Origin of the sequence: Marinomonas colpomeniae (assembly GCF_014803385.1) — a bacterium.
Lineage (GTDB): Bacteria > Pseudomonadota > Gammaproteobacteria > Pseudomonadales > Marinomonadaceae > Marinomonas > Marinomonas colpomeniae.
In genome coordinates, this window is the sequence record NZ_JACYFC010000004.1 from 325,355 (window position 1) to 344,267 (window position 18,913).

Sequence of the window (18,913 nt, forward strand, 5' to 3'; positions counted from 1 at the left end):
TAATTTTGGTCTAGGGGGTTTTATGTCAAAGTGGTTGATTTGGACACTGCTTGAGCTCACCACATTTCTTCTATTAGCTAATGTTACTTTCTTAGTCTTGTCACACTTACTCAAAAAGAAACACCAAGAGAATACAGTAAAAGAACAAGAAGCCTCATCGGAAGATGTTACTTCGGACAATACAGAAGTGTCCGAAAACCAGAATGCCTTTAAGCATCTTGCGCATCATTTAGATCTGCAAATAAATCACGCCGCTGACAGTATTCGCCTTTATCATGAAGATCAGCACGAGACCAATACACTAAAATTATGGGGCACCATACTTAAGGCTGAAAGAGCGATTGTATTAAATCAAGCCAGTGCAACCCCTAAGCCTATATTAAATCGCTTCCTAGCCAACTTACTCTATGCTTTGTCTGCACCAAAATTACAAACAACAGACACAAATGAATTAAATAAAAATCTAAAAGATATGGAAGAGGAATTCTTGCAAGCATCTGAACTCCTGGTAACCAAGGAGTCATTAACCAAAAACCAATTATTGTTAAATGAAGATTTACGAAAAAATATAGATAGAGCAACAAAGCGAGTAAATCAGTTAGGCATAAAGCAAGTAGAGCTAGTTCGCCTACAAGCTGAAATTGATGAATTGCAAAAGAAAATAAAAAAAATAGAAGCTACACAAAAAGAAAGCGCTACTGATTATGGCGAAGTTCAGCTGCATGCACCTGAAATTAAAAAAATTCAAAATTCAATGAGCAATACATCATTTAAACAAATATCAACGTTGAGCAGCCTATCCAACAGACAAAAAATGGTTATTGATCAACTTAAGAATGAAATTGAGAAAACATTGAAAAGCAATAACTCTCAAGGTGCATTAGAAGCCCAAAAAGTAGCGATAGCAAAAATGGAAAGAATGTCAGAAGAGTCAGAATCTCTTATTCTACAATTAGATAACGAACTTAAATCATCCAACCTTTCCATCACTTCTTTAAAACAGGACATCAATGCAAAGGATATTAAAATAGCGGAAATGGAGGCACAGTTATCTAGTAATAATGAAACTGCAATAGGTAATCTTCAAACACTACATGTAAACAAAAAAGAAACGCTTAATTCGCTTCGTACTGGATTGGACACTGCACTAGAAAATATGCCAACAGACGGTCTAATTGAGCAAGATAAAGACACTAAAATGTTAGAGCGCTTACTGCTTGAGTCTGAAACATGCGTAACATTGTTAGCACAAGAACTAGACTCAGCAGAAGACACTAACAATGAGCTCAAAGCAAAGGTTGAAGCACTACATAGTGATAGTAAAACCACATCAGCCGAGTCTAAGTCACTTCTAGAGCAGCGAGAAAAAAATAGAACATTAGTACAACAAACAACGGATCTGAAGAATAAACTACTCGAGATTGCAACGAGTAAGAATCATCAAGAATTAAGAGTGACGTATAATAAAAAGAGTCTTGAATGCGATAGGCTGCAATTGGCTTTTTCTGACCTGGAAATTAAATACCTAAAGACTCTTAACTAAAAGCCTTTAGGTAAGTGGCCATTTTATATTTTGAAATCCAACATTCGTTGAAGAGGTACAAGTGCTTTTACTCTGGTTTCTTCAGGAATATGAATCTGACCAGTATTATCCCTAAGTGAATCACGGAGCATTTCTAAGCTATTCAATGCCATCCAAGGGCAATGAGCACAACTCCTGCAACTCGCACCAGTTCCAGCAGTAGGAGCTGCTATAAAACGTTTTTCTGGTGAAGCCTGTTTCATCTTATAAAATATGCCACGGTCTGTTGCCACTATAAAAGTGCTGTTACTCATTTTTTTCGATGCACTTAATAACTGTGATGTTGAGCCCACAACATCAGCTAGAGCTACCACAGGCTCTGGTGACTCAGGGTGAACAAGCACAGCAGCATCAGGATAGACCATTTTCAAATCTAAAATGCCTTTTGCTTTAAATTCTTCATGGACAATGCATGCGCCATCCCAAAGAATCATATCTGCGCCAGTTTCTCTTTGAATGTAACCACCTAAATGCTGGTCAGGTGCCCAAATTATTTTTTCACCTTGATCAACAAGATGCTCAACAACATCCAGAGCAATACTTGAAGTAACGACCCAGTCAGCTCGAGCCTTTACAGCTGCAGAAGTATTTGCATACACAACAACTTTTCGATCAGGGTATTGATCACAAAATGCTGAAAACTCTTCAATTGGGCACCCGATATCTAGTGAGCAGGTAGCTTCTAGTGTAGGCATTATAACATTCTTTTCTGGGCTCAAAATTTTAGAGGTTTCACCCATAAACTTTACGCCAGCAACAACTAGCGTTGTCGCGTCATGGTTCGCACCAAAGCGCGCCATTTCTAATGAGTCAGCAATAACACCGCCAGTCTCCTCAGCTAATTCTTGGATAGCATCTTCTGTATAGTAATGAGCAACGAGAACGGCGTCTTTTTGTTTAAGTAGAGATTTAATTTCAGCGCGGAGTTCTTCATTATCAACAGGATCACTTTCCAATCGACTTTCAGCGTCAGATAAATATTTCTGAACGGTCTCACGAAGTGCAATTTTATTGAAAAGTTCGGACATATCATTACCCCTTAAGAAACTGGGAGCGGCATGAGTGTTTTTGGTGGGTCGTACTGGATTCGAACCAGTGACCAATTGATTAAAAGTCAACTGCTCTACCAACTGAGCTAACGACCCAAAAATCACAAAAGGAATAAAAAAATGTTGGTGGGTCGTACTGGATTCGAACCAGTGACCAATTGATTAAAAGTCAACTGCTCTACCAACTGAGCTAACGACCCAACAATCACAAAAGGAATAAAAAAATGTTGGTGGGTCGTACTGGATTCGAACCAGTGACCAATTGATTAAAAGTCAACTGCTCTACCAACTGAGCTAACGACCCAAAAATCACAAAAGGAATAAAAAAATGTTGGTGGGTCGTACTGGATTCGAACCAGTGACCAATTGATTAAAAGTCAACTGCTCTACCAACTGAGCTAACGACCCAACGGGTTGCGTATATTACAGACACCGTTGAGGATTGCAAGCTATTTAGTTTTACTTAAATATCCTGCCGCTAATTTAGCCGCTTTACTATCAGGAAAACGTCTGATTACATCTTGGAGATAGGATTTAGCCTTTACTGTATCACCAAGCTGATCACTTACTGTGCCCATCTTATAGAGTGCATCTGCTTCTTTACCATGCCCTGGGAACCCTTGAATCACAGTAGAAAAAGAGCTTAATGCCTCTCTAGACTTTCCTTGCACTAGCTTTACCTCACCTAACCAGTAATAACCATTACCTGTTAGTGTATTATTAGGGTATTTTTTTACAAACTCTGTAAATGCCACTTCTGATTCATCAAACTTTCGTTCACGAATTAAATTATAAGCACTACTATAAGCCTGTTTTGACTGCTCTGTTGGTGCTTGCAATTCGATTGGCGTTAATGGAGAAGTGAGAACCACCACTGCTGGAGATTCTTTTTTAACGTCAACAACCGGATTTAAAGGTAATGCAGCTTGAGGTTTAGTAGAAACAGAAGAGTTAGTTGGAGAGCTTGCATTCGACGTCATGAGTAAAGAAATACGTTTATCAAGATCAATATAGCGATCCCTCTGATTTCCTTTCATTAACTTTAATTCATGCCCCTGCTCTTCTAGTTGACCACGAAGACTTTGCACTTCCTGCTGCAAGGTTTCTAGCTGGAAGAGTAAATCTGCAGCTGCACCCTGAGAAAGCGTATTTCCCACCTGCTGTATTTCGGCTATTGCAAGTGGTGCTGTGAAACACAGCACCACTGCAAAAGAGCGAATCTTTAAGTCTTTAAAGATCATTTTTCGTAACGAGCTTCAACGCGACGGTTTAACTGCCAAGCATTGTCTTCATGACCAAATGCAACAGGCACTTCTTCACCAAAGCTTACAGTTTCAACTTGAGATGTTGAAACACCTTGAATAGTCAAGTAACGACTAATCGCTTTAGCACGACGCTCACCAAGAGCCATATTGTATTCACGAGTACCACGTTCGTCAGCATGCCCTTCTAACACTAGGCGTGCTTCTGGGTTTGCAACAAGGTATGCAGCGTGTTTTGCCAATGCTTCACGAGATTCTGGACGAACAACAGATTTATCAAAGTCAAAGTAGAATACAGTTTCCACTCCGATCAAAGAATCCATACCAGTTCCATCACCAACGATAACGCTTGTTAAAGAACCATCTTCACCTGCACCGTATGCTTGATCAGAATCGCCAGTTGATCCGTCAGTCTGTGTAGAGCTACCATTTTCAGAAACTGAAGATGAATCCGTTTCGCTTGCAGTTGTACTACAACCTGCAATTACTGCTGCAGATAAACCGATTACAGCAATTTTACCTAATTTGTTTGCACTCATTATTCACTCCTTAATGTCTTTATTTGAAATACGGAGACCAAGATGGTTCACGTACATCACCTTCTGCCGATGGTAACCTATATTTAACTAAGCCATCAACGGATACTACTGCTAATATGCCCTTTCCTTTATGGGTAGTGGCATACATCACCATGCTACCATTTGGCGCAATGCTTGGCGATTCGTCTAAGTAAGTTTCTGTGAGAGTTTGTACACGGCCGGTTTTCATATCCTGTAAAGCAATATGATAATTGCCCTCGTTCTTTTGAACCGTCACAAGGTATCGTCCATCTGGCGTCATACTTGCTCTAGTATTTAGATCACCTTCAAAAGTAACTCTCTCCACACGCTTACTACTTACGTCTAATCGATATATCTGTGGATTTCCCCCTCGATCGGACGTGAATACAATTCCCTTACCATCTGGCTCCCAGCTTGGTTCAGTATCAATAGAATAGTGATTTGTCATGCGCTCAAGTTTTTGAGTCGCAATATCTAAAGTATAAATTTCTGGGTTATTATCTTTCGATAATACTAACGCTAATTTCTTACCATCTGGTGACCATGCTGGCGCACCGTTTAGTCCACGAAATTGTGCTATTTGTTGACGCCTTCCAGTTGCAAGTTCTTGAATAAATATATTAGGGCGTCTATTTCTGAACATTACATAAGCAATATTGCGGCCATCACGACTCCATGATGGAGACAAAATAGGCTCCTTAGACTCCACTACAACTTGTGGTCTGTGGCCGTCTGCATCGGCAACTTGTAACTTAAACAAAGGCGCTTTTCTGTCCCCTTCAGCAGTTACATATAAAATACGAGTGCTAAATGCACCTTTTGTACCGGTTAATAATTCATATATCTTATCACTAATATAGTGGCCAGCGTCTCGTAAATTGTTTGCCCCAACATCTATTGAGCTGTGTTTCTGTACTGGCTTTTGGCTTAAAACATTTAACAATTCAAAACCAACACGATATTGGTTGTTCTGAAGTTTTTGTACGGTGCCAATTACAACATAATCGCTTTTCAACAGACGCCAATCACGATAATAAACATCGACTTCTTTTGACGGCATGCTTAGCATGTTAGATCTTGGGATAGGCTGAAACAAACCACTCCGAGCTAAATCATCCTCAACTATTTGTGCAATATCATCTGATAATGGCGCAACATTTTCATACGCAAAAGGAACTACTGCTATTGGCAGCAGCTGATCAGCTCCACTTGTAATCTCTATTACTAGCTGAGCTTTTGCTGAACTTATGAATACTAAGCAAGCGAATACAGCACCTAACCATTGTTTAAACATCATTTAGTTTCTCAAATCTTGCGGGTTAAAAATTAAATCTATTTGACGAAAATTTCTTTCAAAAGTAATGGAATCAATATCTGCTAACTCTTCAATTTGTTTGACCTTATAAACAGCATCAAGAGCCCTTTGATCAAACAAAACATCACCACTACTTTCTGTTACCTGTGCATTATTAATTTCACCAGTCGGGAAGAAATTAATACGTAACTTAGTCTTCATCCCATTTCTTGCATTTGGTGGAAGTATCCAAGCTTTGGTAATTCTACTGTATATCAAGCTGCTAATGGATTGCACCATTTGAGCCTCTGCAGCGGCACGCTCTTTTTCTGCTGCCTGAGCAGCTGCCTCTTCAGCCTGCCTTTTTTGCTCAACAACTTTTTTAGCTTCTTCTTGTCGCTTACGCTCTTCGTTTGCAAGGCGATCAGCTTCTATCTTATGAAGAAGCTCTTGTTCTTTGATTTTTTTTGCGTCTGCAGCTTGTTTTTCTAAACGTTTTTTCTCTGCATCTTGCGCTAATCGCTTTTTTTCTGCAGCTTGCTTTCTTTCATTTTCTTTTTTGGCAGCAACCTCATCGGCTGCTTTTTTCTTTTGAGCTTCTTTTTTAGCGGCTTCTTCTGCCTTTGCTTTAGCTTGCGCCTGTTTTTTCTGCTTTGCCTCTAAAGCTTTTCTTTCAGTATTTCTTTTTACTTTTTTAGCGGCTTCTTCTTCACGCTTTTTCTTAGCCGCAACATCTTGTCTTTTGGCTTCTTTTTCTTGTGATTCACGCTTACCAATGACGGTGTCAGATATATCAATAATAGTAGCATTAACAATCACAGGAACTTTTGGTTTTTGCGTTTCGTTATCGCTAAAATCTACTGCAATTATTCCTGTTAAAATTATACCAGCATGTATGCCTATTGCTAACAATACTGGAATACCATAGCCATCATCTTTGAACCAATTCATTATTTCACATCCGGCTCAGTGACCAAGCCCACCTTTGGCGCTCCAGCTGCCTGCAAGGCAACCATCAAACCGATAACATCACCATAAGGTACACTTTTATCACCTCTAACTAATATCGACATTGTAGGGTTTTGACTTAGCACCTTTCTAACCCTATCTTTCAGCTGCGTTAAACCTATGGACTCTTGCTCACCGCCAATATCAATATAAAATTGCCCTTTAGAATCCACTGAAGCAATAAGAACATCGTTTTCATCATTTTGAATTGGTGCAGCATTTGCACTCGGTAAATCAACATCAACACCCTGCGTTAACATAGGCGCTGTTATCATAAATATAACGAGCAGCACCAGCATGACATCAATATATGGAACTACATTAATTTCAGCCATTGGGCGACGTTTATTTCTTCTTCTAGAACGAGCCACTATGCAGCGCCTCCCTCTCTAACATGTACTTTCCGATGTAAAATACTTGTGAATTCATCGGCAAAATTTTCATAACTAGCACCAAGAGACTCCGCAGCAGATGAAAATCGATTATAAGCAATTACCGCAGGGATAGCGGCGGCCAGACCTATTGCGGTTGCGATAAGCGCTTCAGCAATACCAGGAGCAACAGTAGCCAGAGTAGCCTGCTGGACTTCAGCTAAACCGATAAAGGAGTGCATAATCCCCCACACTGTTCCAAACAAACCAATATACGGACTGGTTGAGCCAACGGTTGCTAAAAAAGGTAAATGTTGATCTAATTTTTCTTCTTCCCGATAAAGTGCTACTCGCATCGTACGCTGAATACCATCCATAACAGCATCTGGATCAACATTTTGATTCTGTCTTAATCTGGTAAACTCTTTAATTCCAGAAGTGAAAATGGTTTCCATACCTTCTACTTTGCGACCTTCTTGAGTCAACTTTCGATAAAGCTGACTCAGATCGATTCCAGACCAAAACTGATCTTCGAATGCAGATCGAACTTTCTTTGCTTGCTTCAACACACGAATACGTTGAAATATTACAATCCATGAAAAAACGGAAGCCGCTAAAAGTATCAACATAACAAGTTGAACAACGATACTGGCGCTGGCGATAAGTCCCCAAATTGACATTATTAACCTCTATTTAAAATCCGTAGGTAGCTGGTAATTAAAATGTTCATATGCACGCTTTGTCACTTGTCTGCCTCTTGGCGTCCTAATAACAAATCCCTGCTGAATCAAAAACGGCTCAATGACGTCTTCTATTGTATCTTTATCTTCCCCGAGAGCGGCAGAAACACTGTCTAAGCCCACCGGTCTCCCGTCAAACTTTTCTATCATAGTCAATAACATACGTCTATCTAAGTGATCAAACCCTTGACTATCTACACTTAACATATCTAGAGCTCGTTGGGCAACCTTTTGTCCAACAAGTTCCTCTCCACTAACTTGCGCCACGTCTCTTACTCGACGAAGCAATCTATTTGCAATTCTTGGTGTACCCCTAGATCGTCTGGCAACTTCAAAGCTACCTGAACTATCAAGATCCATCCCCATTTTACTCGCTGATCGAGCAACAATCGTTGTTAACGACTCAACATCGTAGAATTCTAGTCTCTGCACTATACCAAATCGATCACGTAATGGTGAGGTCAAGAGTCCAGCCCGTGTTGTTGCACCAACAAGCGTAAAAGGAGGGAGTTCAATTTTTATTGATCTTGCAGCAGGGCCTTCACCTATCATAAGGTCAAGTTGATAATCTTCCATAGCCGGATACAAAATTTCTTCAATGGCGGGGCTCAATCGATGAATTTCATCGATAAAAAGAATATCCCCTTCATTTAAATTAGTTAGCAATGCAGCCAAATCACCTGCACGCTCTAACACAGGACCAGACGTTGTTTTTACATCTGTTTCCATTTCATTACCAATAATGTGCGCCAGAGTTGTTTTACCCAACCCCGGCGGACCAAATATTAAAGTATGATCAAGTGGTTCTTTTCTTTGTCGAGCCGCTTGAATGAATATTTCCATTTGCTCTCTAACAACAGGCTGGCCTATATACTCAGAAAGAGCCTGTGGACGAATAGCACGATCCACTTGCCTATCATTACCTTTTAACTCAGCTGAAATAATACGATCTTGTTCAATCATGCCCTAGTTCCTTAACATTCCTTTCAGGGCTGCCCTGATAACATCTTCGCTACTGGAAGCATCCATTGGAACACCAGCAATGGCTTTTGCTGCTTCTTGAGGCTTATAGCCAAGAGAAATAAGTGCAGACTCAGCCTCTTGCCTAGGGTCTGCTTGTACCTGACGTAACACTGTCGGCGCAGAAAACAAATCATTCTTTGCCGCCTGTCCTAGTTTATCTCGCAGTTCAATAATAAGGCGTTCTGCTGTTTTTTTACCAACACCAGGAATTTTGGTTAATGCAGTCACATCCGATTCTTGTACGTTTGTAATCAGCTCTTCAGATGACATACTAGACAATACGGCCAAGGCCATTTTTGGACCTATTCCATTGACTTTAATCAGCACTCTAAATAAAGCGCGCTCATTTTTATCTATAAAACCATACAGTGTTTGTGAATCTTCTTTTACTAAAAAATGAGTAAACAGAGTAACCGTTTCACCAATTTGAGGTAGATCATAAACTGTCGTCATAGAGGCACTAATCTCATACCCTATGCCGTTCACATCAACCAAAAGCTCAGGTGGCATTTTTTCTATCAAAGTACCTACAATTCTTCCGATCACAACGACTTCCTTACGTCTTGTTCAGTCCAGCGTTTTGAAGAACGCCCCGCTCGCTTACCAACACCATATTCCAAACCGCCAGAAGTACGTGTATTTGCATGACACAAAGCGATTGCTAACGCATCAGCTGCATCAGCTTGAGGTTTAGAAGTAAGCTTTAGTAATAATTGAACCATAAGCTGCACTTGTTCTTTATCGGCATTACCATTACCCACTACAGACTGTTTCACTCGTCGTGCAGCATACTCATTCACGAATAAATCCTGTAAAGAGGCAGCTACAATAGCAACCCCTCTGGCTTGACCAAGCTTCAAGGCGGAGTTAGCATTTTTAGCTAAAAACACTTCCTCAATCGCAAATTCATTCGGTTTATAGTCAGCCAACAAAGTCGAGACATTATTAAAAATATGCTTAAGCCTTACTGACAGAACTTCATCCGGTAAACGGATACAACCACTGTTAACGTAAACTGATTTACCATTTGAAACATCAATGATACCAAACCCCGTTATTCGAGAGCCCGGATCAATTGCTAATATTCTCGTGGTTGTCATTCGCTGCCTACATTATTTATCATTACTGTATATTCCAACAGTACTTACACAAGTATGCAATGTAAAAATATAAAAAAGGCCGCTAATAAGCGGCCTTTTACATTTTTCTTGCAAATCTTTAACATAACTTACTGTTTTAACGTAAGTTTAAAGACTAACCATTACTATTCTGTAACAGGTTTTCTAACTCGAATATTCAATTCTTTTAGTTGCTTTTCACTTACAGCGCCAGGTGCTTGAGTTAATAAACAAGTCGCACTTTGCGTTTTCGGGAAAGCAATAACATCACGAATCGATTGAGAACCGGTCATTAACATAACCAATCGATCTAAACCGAACGCCAAACCACCATGTGGTGGCGCACCAAATTTCAATGCATCTAACAAGAAACCGAATTTTTCTTCTTGCTCTTCTTTACTGATATTAAGAAGCTCAAATACTGTTTCCTGCATTGAAGACTGGTGAATACGAATAGAACCACCACCTAACTCAGTACCATTAAGAACCATGTCATATGCCTGAGACAATGCCGTCAAAGGATTCGCTTTAAGGTCTTCTGGAGAGCATGAAGGCGCCGTGAATGGATGATGGATTGCGGTAATACCACCATCACTAGTTTCTTCAAACATAGGGAAGTCAACAACCCAAAGAGGCGCCCATTTACAAGTGTAAAGATCCATGTCTTCACCTAGCTTGCAACGCAATGCACCCAGCGCTTCGTTAACTACTTTTGCAGAATCCGCACCAAAGAAGATTAAATCGCCGTCTTGAGCGTCTAATCGTGCCACTATCGCTTCACGCACTGCAACTGGTAAGAATTTGACGATTGGAGATTGCAGACCACAATCATCGCCATCTTCAAGCTTAGTCTTATCATTTACTTTGATATAAGCCAGACCTTTCGCACCATAGATGCCAACAAACTTCGTGTACTCATCTATTTGTTTACGAGTCAACGAATTACCGCCAGGTACTTTTAGTGCGGCAACTCGGCCTTTTGGATCCGTTGCTGGCCCAGAGAACACTTTGAAATCTACGTCTTTCATTAGGTCAGACACAGACACAATTGTTAGAGGAATACGAAGATCAGGCTTATCACTACCGTATGTTTCCATCGCTTCAGAATAAGGCATGCGTGGGAATGTACCCAAATCAACATCCATTAATTCTTTAAACAGCTCAACAATCATGTTCTCAGTCATACCCATGATTTGTTCTTCACTCATAAACGACGTTTCAATATCGACTTGAGTAAATTCTGGCTGACGGTCAGCACGTAAATCTTCATCACGGAAACATTTTGCAATTTGGTAGTAGCGATCAAAACCAGACACCATCAACAACTGTTTAAACAGTTGCGGTGACTGAGGAAGTGCAAAGAAACTACCTTGCTGAGTACGACTAGGTACCAAATAATCACGCGCCCCCTCAGGTGTTGCACGAGTTAAAATAGGCGTTTCAATATCTAAGAAACCGTTGTCGTCTAAGTAATTACGAAGAACAGACGTTACTTTCGAACGGAAGCGCATTTTTTGTTGAATTTCAGGGCGACGCAAATCAATAAAACGATTTTTAAGACGAACGTCTTCACCAACTGTTTGATTTTCATCAAGCTGAAATGGTGGTGTTTGAGCAGAGTTTAAAATTTCTAATTCTGTACCCAATACTTCAATTTCACCCGTGTTCATGTTTGGGTTAACAGTTCCTTCTGGACGAGCACGAACCAAGCCAGTCATTTTGACAACGAATTCATTACGAACACTGTCAGCAATAGCAAAACTCTCTGCACGATCTGGATCGAAAACTACTTGAGTAATACCTTCGCGGTCACGAATGTCCAAAAAGATAACGCCACCGTGGTCTCGACGACGATGAACCCAACCACATAAAGTGATTTCTTGTGAAATATTAGAAGCATTTAATTCGCCGCAATAATGGCTGCGCATAATTTCTTTCCTATTACTGTCTCAGTAAGAGATGAATGTGTTCTTAGAGTGTTTTCTGTTTGCTTTTAATTAACAATCAAAGACAAGCAGAAGAACAGAATTTTTTAAGGCAAAGCATTATATGCGAACAGAGTCTGACTCTCTAGGGTTTGAGTTAAATTTGTCATAGTTATAAAGCCATCATCTAGTTCTTACTATAAAACAGCCTCTATTTCGTATGCGACTTGTTGACCGCTTTGAAGCAAATCCACTTCGTCTTCAACCGACCTACCTATTAATAGCTTGCCAACTGGACTTGATGGTGTGACCAAAAAGACAGACATATCATCATATTCAACAGTTAACCCACCAGCACAAGGCGAAATAAAGAAATATTTTAGATGTTGCAAATCAACCGAGATCAATTTAACAAAACCCCATAAACCAACAACATCCTGCTCCATACTTTTCACGGACTTAGAAAAAGACAGCCAATCTTGCTCACACTCCAGAACGCGTTGAGATTGCCCATGAGCGAGATATGAAGCCTCCAAACCAAAAGTGTCGTATTTATTTTCAGCAATACTCTCTTTACTTGTGGCTGCGTCATGCGCTTGCTCAGCAGCCCATTTAGCGGTCTCAAAACGCCGCAGTAGCGCCGAAGTAATTGCATCATGTATTTTTTGTTTATCCATACACTCATCTATTTCGTTTTATATTCAGGCATTGTAGTGGTTCAGCTTTATAAAGACAGCACTGGAAGTACGCTACCACTCAAAATAAGGATAAATCATGCCTTTTTTAACATTTACAACACCCTCAGTTGACTTTATCAACTGAGGATCTTATATTGATAATGATTACCATTTAATAAAGAAGGAAGCAGTTTGAAAGATTCAATTGCAGAATCACTGCACAAACTAACACATCAATACAGAAGTAAAATGAAAGAAGCCATTGATACTTCTGGAGTAATTATTTCAGTAAGCCACATCCGCACACTTAAGTGCATAAAGCACATCAATAGTTGCACTGCCAGCGATATAGCCAATAGGATTTCACTTGATAAATCCCAAGTGACAAGGATATTAAAGGATTTAGTAAGCGAAAAACACGTAGAAAAAATTCGAGACCCAAGCAATCATCGTAGCCAACTACTTAATCTAACTAATTCAGGCAACGAGTTACTTATAGAAATAACCAAACTCAACACACACGTTATTCAGACCATGACAACTGGATTAACAGATCAAGAAGTCAAAGACTTCATTCACATTGCAAACATAATGGCGAGCAACCTGCAGCAAGCAGAATCAAAAACATCAGGAGTCTACAATGAACAAACCAAAGCCTAGAGAATTAATTGTTATCCGAAAAGAGCAAATAACTCCAAATATGCTACGAGTGACTTTGGGCGGTGAAAACATAACAACGATCCCAGCAAATCAAGAAAGTGGTTATGTGAAACTCATTTTCCCCAATGGTAACGCTAAGCCTTTACTCAGAACCTATACTATTCGACACCAAAGATCAGATGAAATAGATATCGACTTTATGCTACACGAAGACAGTGGTGTCGCTTGCACATGGGCAAAAAAAGCACAAGAGAATGACTCTATTCTTGTTGGCGGCCCTGGTCCTAAAAAAATGATTGAAGTGTCATCGAACTGGAAATTATTGGTTGGCGACATGACTGCCCTACCTGCAATCAGCGTAAACCTCGCCGAGCTACCAAATGACTCCAAAGGCTATGCGGTAATAGAGGTTATCAGCAAGGCTGACATTCAAGACTTAAAGCACCCAAGTGGTATGACATTAAAGTGGGTTATTAACCCCTATCCTGGAAAAAATGTCAGCGCATTATTAGATGAAGTGAAATCTTTAGATTGGCTAGAAGGCCAAGCTTCAATCTGGGCAGCTTGTGAATTTAGCAGCATGAAGACTTTACGTGATTTTTTTAAAAAAGAAAAAACCATACCTAAAGAGTATTTATATATTTCAAGTTATTGGAAGTTAGGCAATAACGAAGAACAACATAAAATCGAAAAGCGTATCGACGCTGGCCAAGCTTATTCGTCTCAACAATAACTCAATGCCAACATCGTAATATTAAGACAGATAAAAAAGCCAACAATGGACTATTTAGTAATTGAATAGTCCATTTATAGGTCACTTAAGAACCTTCTATTCTCGAACATATTTTTTACTTTGATATAAGTCTTATAGTGAGCTCTGCACTCCATATCACCATTCTCTTAGATATTTTCGTTGTACGCCGCCATTGCCACCTGACGAATTATGTAGAAGATGTTTGGCCCTAAGGCTTATCGATCGATGATAACGTTGGAATCGCTTATTCGTGGAGTCGATCATTTTGAATGAAATGTCATTTTGAATGAAATGTCATTTTGATCAAAACATTTGTTAAATATGACAAAAACTTATTAAATATCTGCATATAATTGCCATTTTACTTGGCAGCATCTTTCTCTAAACTTTACCAAAATCAAGTATTGAAACGTAAAGCGGAGAGTAAAACGATGACTATCGACAAACTAAACATGAATAAAGATCTAAACATTGTGCCTTTTGTGAGTGTGGATAACATGATGAAAATCATTGGTAAACTGGGTATAGAAAATATGCTCAAAGGCATTGCTGAATATGTGGAAGAAGATTTTAGACGTTGGCAACTGTTTGATAAAACACCACGTGTTGCGGCTCATTCAAAAGAAGGCGTGATCGAATTGATGCCAACCAGTGACGGTGAGCTCTACGGATTTAAATATGTAAATGGTCACCCAAAAAATATGAAAGAAGGACTACAAACAGTTACGGCCTTTGGTGTCTTATCGGAAGTGTATACAGGCTATCCTATCTTATTTACAGAAATGACCATATTAACCGCACTGCGCACAGCCGCTACTTCCGTTGTGGCAGCGAAGCATCTTGCTCGTAAAGATTCACGTTGCATGGCTTTGATTGGTAATGGTGCACAATCTGAGTTCCAAGCCTTAGCGTTTAAAACCTTATTAGGTATTGAGAAGCTAAGACTCTACGATATTGATCCTGTAGCAAGCGAAAAATTCGTTGATAATATGCAGAGCTATGGCTTTGATATTGTGGTGTGTGATTCTGCTCGTGAGGCGGCTACCGGCGCCGATATTATTACAACTTGTACCGCAGATAAGCTAAATGCCACGATTTTAACCGATGACATGGTGCCTTCTGGTGTGCACATCAATGCTATTGGTGGAGATTGCCCAGGTAAAACTGAACTACAAAAAGAGCTTGTCTTGCGTTCTAAGTTGTTTGTTGAGTATCCGCCACAAACGCGTATTGAAGGTGAGTTACAGCAGCTTGATGATGACTATCCTGTGAACGAGTTATGGCAAGTCATTCGTGATGAATTGGCGGGTCGTGAGAATGATGATGAAATAACCCTATTTGATGGTGTTGGTTTTGCGACAGAAGACTTTTCAGCACTGCGTTATATTCGCGATCAGATAAGTCGTCCAGGAATGAGTGCAACCTATGAAAACCTTGATATGATTGCCGATCCGGATGAGCCTCGTGATTTGTTTGGCATGGTGCGCCGTTCAGGTGCCATGTCAAAGGCGGTGGCGTAAAGATGGCGCTGTCTAACATTCAGGCTCCTCAAGCGGTGGTGATGATTCGACCGCATCATTTCAAAGTAAATCCGGAAACGGCCGCTGATAATGCTTTTCAGCAAGATAGCGCGGAGATGGATAAAATGGAACTGGCACGCTCAGCGTTTAAAGAGTTAAGTGTGGCGGCGAAGCGCCTAGAAGATGCTGGAATTCGAGTTCACATTTTCGAAGATGAAAGCACTGAAACACCAGATTCTGTTTTTCCGAACAATTGGTTTTCTACCCATTCTGGTGGCCATGTGGCTCTTTATCCGATGTATTCTGAGGCGCGTCGAAAAGAGCGTCGTTCAGATGTGGTGGATATGCTTAAAAACCAGTATCGAGTACAAGATGTAATTGATTATTCTGGTTTAGAGCAAGATGGTATTTTTCTGGAAGGCACAGGCGCTATGGTGCTAGATCATATTGACCGTATTGCTTATGCGGTGAAATCCAATCGCACAGATCCGATCGTACTGGAACGATTTTGCACCCATTTTAATTATGAGCCCATGGTGTTTGAGGCCGAAGATGACAATGGCGTCGCGATTTATCACACCAATGTGTTGATGTGTGTTGCGACTTCTTTTGTTCTTATTTGCTTGGATATGATAAAAAATCCGAAACGCCGTGATGAAATGATTAAGAGATTTGAATATTCAGGTCGTGAAGTCATTGATTTAACACAATCTCAAATTGCTGACTTTGCAGGCAATGCGATTGAATTACACAATGGTGAGAAAAGTATTCTTGCTTTATCATCTAGAGCGTCAGCAGCATTAACGGCCGCACAAGTAAGCATTATCAAAAAGTCATCGACCTTATTAGAGTTAGATATTCCCAGCATTGAATTAGCAGGAGGGTCAGTCCGATGTACTCTTGCTGGCGTGCATCTCACACCAAGATAAACACATAATTGGAATAACTATAATGGAAAAGAGCACGCCGTAAAATTATCGGCGTGTTTTTTGGGCGAACACGCCTTCTCGTTGATTAACCCTACTTTAAGCTGACGTTAATAAAATACTGGTTTCGCTGTTCAGCACGCCATCAACCATTCGCACCTGATTTAGTACTCGATCAAATTCAGCAAGACTCGATGTTTGTATTTCAGCTAATAAGTCCCATGCACCGTTTGTAGAGTGCAATGTAATCAGTTCAGGGAACCCCTTAAGAGATCGAATAACTTGGGTGGTCGATTTTCCGACAACTTCTATCATCATAATGGCGCGAATGGTGTCTATTCCATAGTCTTCACATACCCGAACAGTAAAGCCTAATAAGACACCAGATGCTTGTAATCGGTCTAATCGATTTTGTACTGTGCCACGAGACACGTGGAGCTGTTTAGACAGTTTGGATAAAGACGCACGCCCATCGTTGCGCAATAAAGCAATGAGCTCTCTGTCTATTTTATCGTACGAATGGGGACGAGTGGGATGCATGGCTTCCTCAGAAGATTGAATTTTGTTCATTATAGTCTAGCAATATAATAATAATTTGAGCACACTTTTTATATTATTGACAATTTGCTAGGTAGCTTTAAAACAAATTTAATTAATGTGACTTAAATACTCTATTGCATTGAGACATAAAAAAACCTCCAGTAATTAGATAATCTAGCTATTGGAGGTTATTTTCATATATTTCAGCTTGATTTTTACATCTAAAAATCAAGCACTGATTATGAAAGTATTACAAACGAACACTCTCAATAATTCGCTCAACCACTTCATCCAGGTTGGTTTCTGTGATTTCAGAATCTGCAATCACGGTATCCGCTACCAAGAAGGCAACACCTGTTTGACGAATCAAAGCCGCTTCCTGCGCTGTTGCATCCGCTTTTACCAAGGTAACAATACCTTGACGCAACAATAGGCGCTCTACTGCATCAGCTTTCGCCAACACGTCAGCGGAAAGTGCAATAACCGCTGGTTTTTGACCAAGGCGAGCAGCACGATCTTCTGCGCTAACAACAGAATCAGCATCCAATTCAGCAATGGCTTCTTCAACCATACCTGCACCAACAGTCACATTCGTCAAGCGATCGATAATAACCAAAGCACCAGTCAAACGACTATTTTGATATTCATCAAAAGCAACTGGCGCATCAAACTGAATGACACAATCACCGATACCATTTAACTCAAGGGTATCAATATTAGTGTGTTCAAGTGTGTTTACATCAATACGATGATTGAAATGATGTACTTTACCAGGAACCGTTTGTGTACCTAGCTTGAAATCATATAATTTTCCTGGCACCAATGGTTGATCCGCCATCCACACAACAGAAGTGCGAAGCGTTGACGCAATCAACGGCTCTTGACCTGGATGAGACAACATATCGCCACGGCTTATATCGATTTCATCTTCCAGTGTAATCGTTACCGCTTGCCCTGCTTTTGCCGATTCTAAATTGCCATCATACGTCACGATCTCAGAAACTTTTGATTTCTTACCAGAAGGCAAGGCAACAATTTCATCACCTGGTTTAACAACACCTGCGGCGATGGTTCCAGAGAAACCACGGAAATCGAGATTCGGACGATTGACATACTGAACAGGGAAACGGAATGAATCACGTTTCACGTCACGGTTAATTTGAACTGTTTCCAGCATGCCCATCAAAGGCAAGCCTTTATACCAAGGCATACTTTCCGATGGGTTTACCACGTTGTCGCCTTTTAACGCCGACATTGGGATAAATTGAATGTCCTGTGGTTTACGATTGCCAAGCTGATCAACAAACGCCAGGTAATCCGCTTTAATCTCGTCATGTTTCGCTTCAGAGAAATCCACTAAATCCATCTTATTCACGGCAACCACAATATGCTTAATACCAAGCAAAGCGGCGATGTAAGAATGACGACGAGTTTGTGTTTGAACACCGTAACGCGCATCAATCAAAATAATCGCAAGGTCACACGTTGATGCGCCTGTTGCCATGTTACGTGTGTATTGTTCGTGTCCCGGTGTGTCCGCGATAATGAACTTACGCTTCTCAGTAGAAAAGTAACGGTAAGCCACATCAATCGTAATGCCCTGCTCGCGCTCTGCTTGCAAACCATCTACCAACAAAGCTAAGTCAATTTCTTCGCCTTGCGTACCGGATTTTTTACTGTCGCGCTTTACTGCATCCAAATGATCTTCATAAATCAATTTAGAGTCATGCAATAAACGACCAATAAGCGTACTTTTACCATCGTCTACGTTGCCACAAGTAAGAAGGCGCAGTAGATCTTTTTCTTCATGTTGTTTCAAATAACCAAGTATGTCTTGGCTTATCAATTCTGACTGGTGAGACATGTTTCACTCCAAACTTTCTTTGCTCGAAACTTGCTTTACT

The 18,913-nt window shown here is 40.3% G+C and carries 19 protein-coding genes and 4 tRNA genes; 5 read left to right on the top strand and 18 right to left on the bottom strand.

The features are described 5' to 3' along the window. Positions 1 to 22 precede the first annotated feature (22 nt). Positions 23 to 1,543: a coiled-coil domain-containing protein gene (locus tag IF202_RS13575; RefSeq protein WP_191595448.1), complete on the top strand. Its 1,521-nt coding sequence runs from the start codon at positions 23 to 25 to the stop codon at positions 1,541 to 1,543. A 23-nt stretch (positions 1,544 to 1,566) separates the two neighbouring features. Here IF202_RS13575 and nadA read toward each other — a convergent pair whose 3' ends face one another. The 16 genes from nadA to IF202_RS13655 form a co-directional block, all read right to left on the bottom strand. Further along, positions 1,567 to 2,610 carry a quinolinate synthase NadA gene (gene nadA, locus IF202_RS13580; RefSeq protein ID WP_191595449.1) on the bottom strand — a complete coding sequence of 348 codons (1,044 nt, stop codon included), beginning with the start codon at positions 2,608 to 2,610 and terminating at the stop codon, positions 1,567 to 1,569. A gap of 41 nt (positions 2,611 to 2,651) precedes the next feature. Next, a tRNA-Lys gene (locus IF202_RS13585) sits at positions 2,652 to 2,727 on the bottom strand. Between the two features lie 28 nt (positions 2,728 to 2,755). After that, positions 2,756 to 2,831 (bottom strand) — tRNA-Lys (locus IF202_RS13590). Positions 2,832 to 2,859: 28 nt separating this feature from the next. Then, positions 2,860 to 2,935, bottom strand: a tRNA-Lys gene (locus tag IF202_RS13595). Positions 2,936 to 2,963: 28 nt separating this feature from the next. Further along, positions 2,964 to 3,039, bottom strand: a tRNA-Lys gene (locus IF202_RS13600). Between the two features lie 41 nt (positions 3,040 to 3,080). Further along, positions 3,081 to 3,872 (bottom strand): tol-pal system protein YbgF, encoded by a 792-nt coding sequence (gene ybgF, locus IF202_RS13605; protein ID WP_191595450.1) that lies wholly within the window; start codon positions 3,870 to 3,872, stop codon positions 3,081 to 3,083. Then, positions 3,869 to 4,432 carry a peptidoglycan-associated lipoprotein Pal gene (gene pal / locus IF202_RS13610; RefSeq protein WP_191595451.1) on the bottom strand — a complete coding sequence of 188 codons (564 nt, stop codon included), beginning with the start codon at positions 4,430 to 4,432 and terminating at the stop codon, positions 3,869 to 3,871. The genes ybgF and pal overlap by 4 nt, the downstream gene beginning before the upstream one ends. 19 nt (positions 4,433 to 4,451) lie before the next feature. Beyond that, positions 4,452 to 5,750, bottom strand: coding sequence for a Tol-Pal system beta propeller repeat protein TolB (gene tolB, locus IF202_RS13615; protein WP_191595452.1), 1,299 nt, complete (start codon positions 5,748 to 5,750; stop codon positions 4,452 to 4,454). Then, positions 5,751 to 6,698, bottom strand: a complete 948-nt coding sequence (locus tag IF202_RS13620) for a cell envelope integrity protein TolA (RefSeq protein WP_191595453.1) — start codon at positions 6,696 to 6,698, stop codon at positions 5,751 to 5,753. After that, complete coding sequence (gene tolR / locus IF202_RS13625; RefSeq protein ID WP_191595454.1) at positions 6,698 to 7,126, bottom strand: protein TolR; 429 nt, start codon at positions 7,124 to 7,126, stop codon at positions 6,698 to 6,700. The genes IF202_RS13620 and tolR overlap by 1 nt, the downstream gene beginning before the upstream one ends. Continuing rightward, on the bottom strand, positions 7,126 to 7,806 hold the full coding sequence (tolQ, locus tag IF202_RS13630) for a protein TolQ (RefSeq protein ID WP_191595455.1): 681 nt from the start codon (positions 7,804 to 7,806) through the stop codon (positions 7,126 to 7,128). The genes tolR and tolQ overlap by 1 nt, the downstream gene beginning before the upstream one ends. A 9-nt stretch (positions 7,807 to 7,815) precedes the next feature. Further along, the gene (gene ruvB / locus IF202_RS13635) at positions 7,816 to 8,829 is read right to left on the bottom strand and encodes a Holliday junction branch migration DNA helicase RuvB (RefSeq protein ID WP_191595456.1); all 1,014 of its coding nucleotides are present in this window, start codon (positions 8,827 to 8,829) and stop codon (positions 7,816 to 7,818) included. A gap of 3 nt (positions 8,830 to 8,832) precedes the next feature. Further along, complete coding sequence (gene ruvA, locus IF202_RS13640; RefSeq protein ID WP_191595457.1) at positions 8,833 to 9,435, bottom strand: Holliday junction branch migration protein RuvA; 603 nt, start codon at positions 9,433 to 9,435, stop codon at positions 8,833 to 8,835. Continuing rightward, positions 9,432 to 9,989, bottom strand: coding sequence for a crossover junction endodeoxyribonuclease RuvC (gene ruvC, locus IF202_RS13645; protein WP_191595458.1), 558 nt, complete (start codon positions 9,987 to 9,989; stop codon positions 9,432 to 9,434). Before ruvC ends, ruvA begins: the two co-directional genes overlap by 4 nt. Positions 9,990 to 10,153: 164 nt before the next feature. Continuing rightward, on the bottom strand, positions 10,154 to 11,935 hold the full coding sequence (aspS, locus tag IF202_RS13650; RefSeq protein WP_191595459.1) for an aspartate--tRNA ligase: 1,782 nt from the start codon (positions 11,933 to 11,935) through the stop codon (positions 10,154 to 10,156). A gap of 194 nt (positions 11,936 to 12,129) precedes the next feature. Beyond that, positions 12,130 to 12,609: a transcription elongation factor gene (locus IF202_RS13655; protein ID WP_191595460.1), complete on the bottom strand. Its 480-nt coding sequence runs from the start codon at positions 12,607 to 12,609 to the stop codon at positions 12,130 to 12,132. A 192-nt stretch (positions 12,610 to 12,801) separates the two neighbouring features. On the opposite strand from IF202_RS13655, the gene IF202_RS13660 reads away from it, so the two are divergent. From IF202_RS13660 to ctlX, 4 genes are all read left to right on the top strand, one after another. Next, positions 12,802 to 13,269 carry a MarR family winged helix-turn-helix transcriptional regulator gene (locus IF202_RS13660; RefSeq protein ID WP_191595461.1) on the top strand — a complete coding sequence of 156 codons (468 nt, stop codon included), beginning with the start codon at positions 12,802 to 12,804 and terminating at the stop codon, positions 13,267 to 13,269. Next, complete coding sequence (locus IF202_RS13665; RefSeq protein WP_191595462.1) at positions 13,250 to 14,002, top strand: siderophore-interacting protein; 753 nt, start codon at positions 13,250 to 13,252, stop codon at positions 14,000 to 14,002. Before IF202_RS13660 ends, IF202_RS13665 begins: the two co-directional genes overlap by 20 nt. Positions 14,003 to 14,454: 452 nt before the next feature. After that, positions 14,455 to 15,543 carry an ornithine cyclodeaminase gene (locus IF202_RS13670; RefSeq protein ID WP_206705490.1) on the top strand — a complete coding sequence of 363 codons (1,089 nt, stop codon included), beginning with the start codon at positions 14,455 to 14,457 and terminating at the stop codon, positions 15,541 to 15,543. A 2-nt stretch (positions 15,544 to 15,545) separates the two neighbouring features. Further along, positions 15,546 to 16,472, top strand: a complete 927-nt coding sequence (gene ctlX, locus IF202_RS13675; RefSeq protein WP_191595463.1) for a citrulline utilization hydrolase CtlX — start codon at positions 15,546 to 15,548, stop codon at positions 16,470 to 16,472. A gap of 96 nt (positions 16,473 to 16,568) precedes the next feature. On the opposite strand, the gene IF202_RS13680 is transcribed toward ctlX, so the two are convergent. Together IF202_RS13680 and cysN are read right to left on the bottom strand one after the other, a co-directional pair. Continuing rightward, entirely contained in the window at positions 16,569 to 17,039 is a 471-nt protein-coding gene (locus IF202_RS13680; RefSeq protein ID WP_235963524.1) for an Lrp/AsnC family transcriptional regulator, read from the bottom strand. A gap of 220 nt (positions 17,040 to 17,259) precedes the next feature. Next, positions 17,260 to 18,873 (bottom strand): sulfate adenylyltransferase subunit CysN, encoded by a 1,614-nt coding sequence (gene cysN, locus IF202_RS13685; RefSeq protein ID WP_191595464.1) that lies wholly within the window; start codon positions 18,871 to 18,873, stop codon positions 17,260 to 17,262. Positions 18,874 to 18,913: the final 40 nt, after the last annotated feature.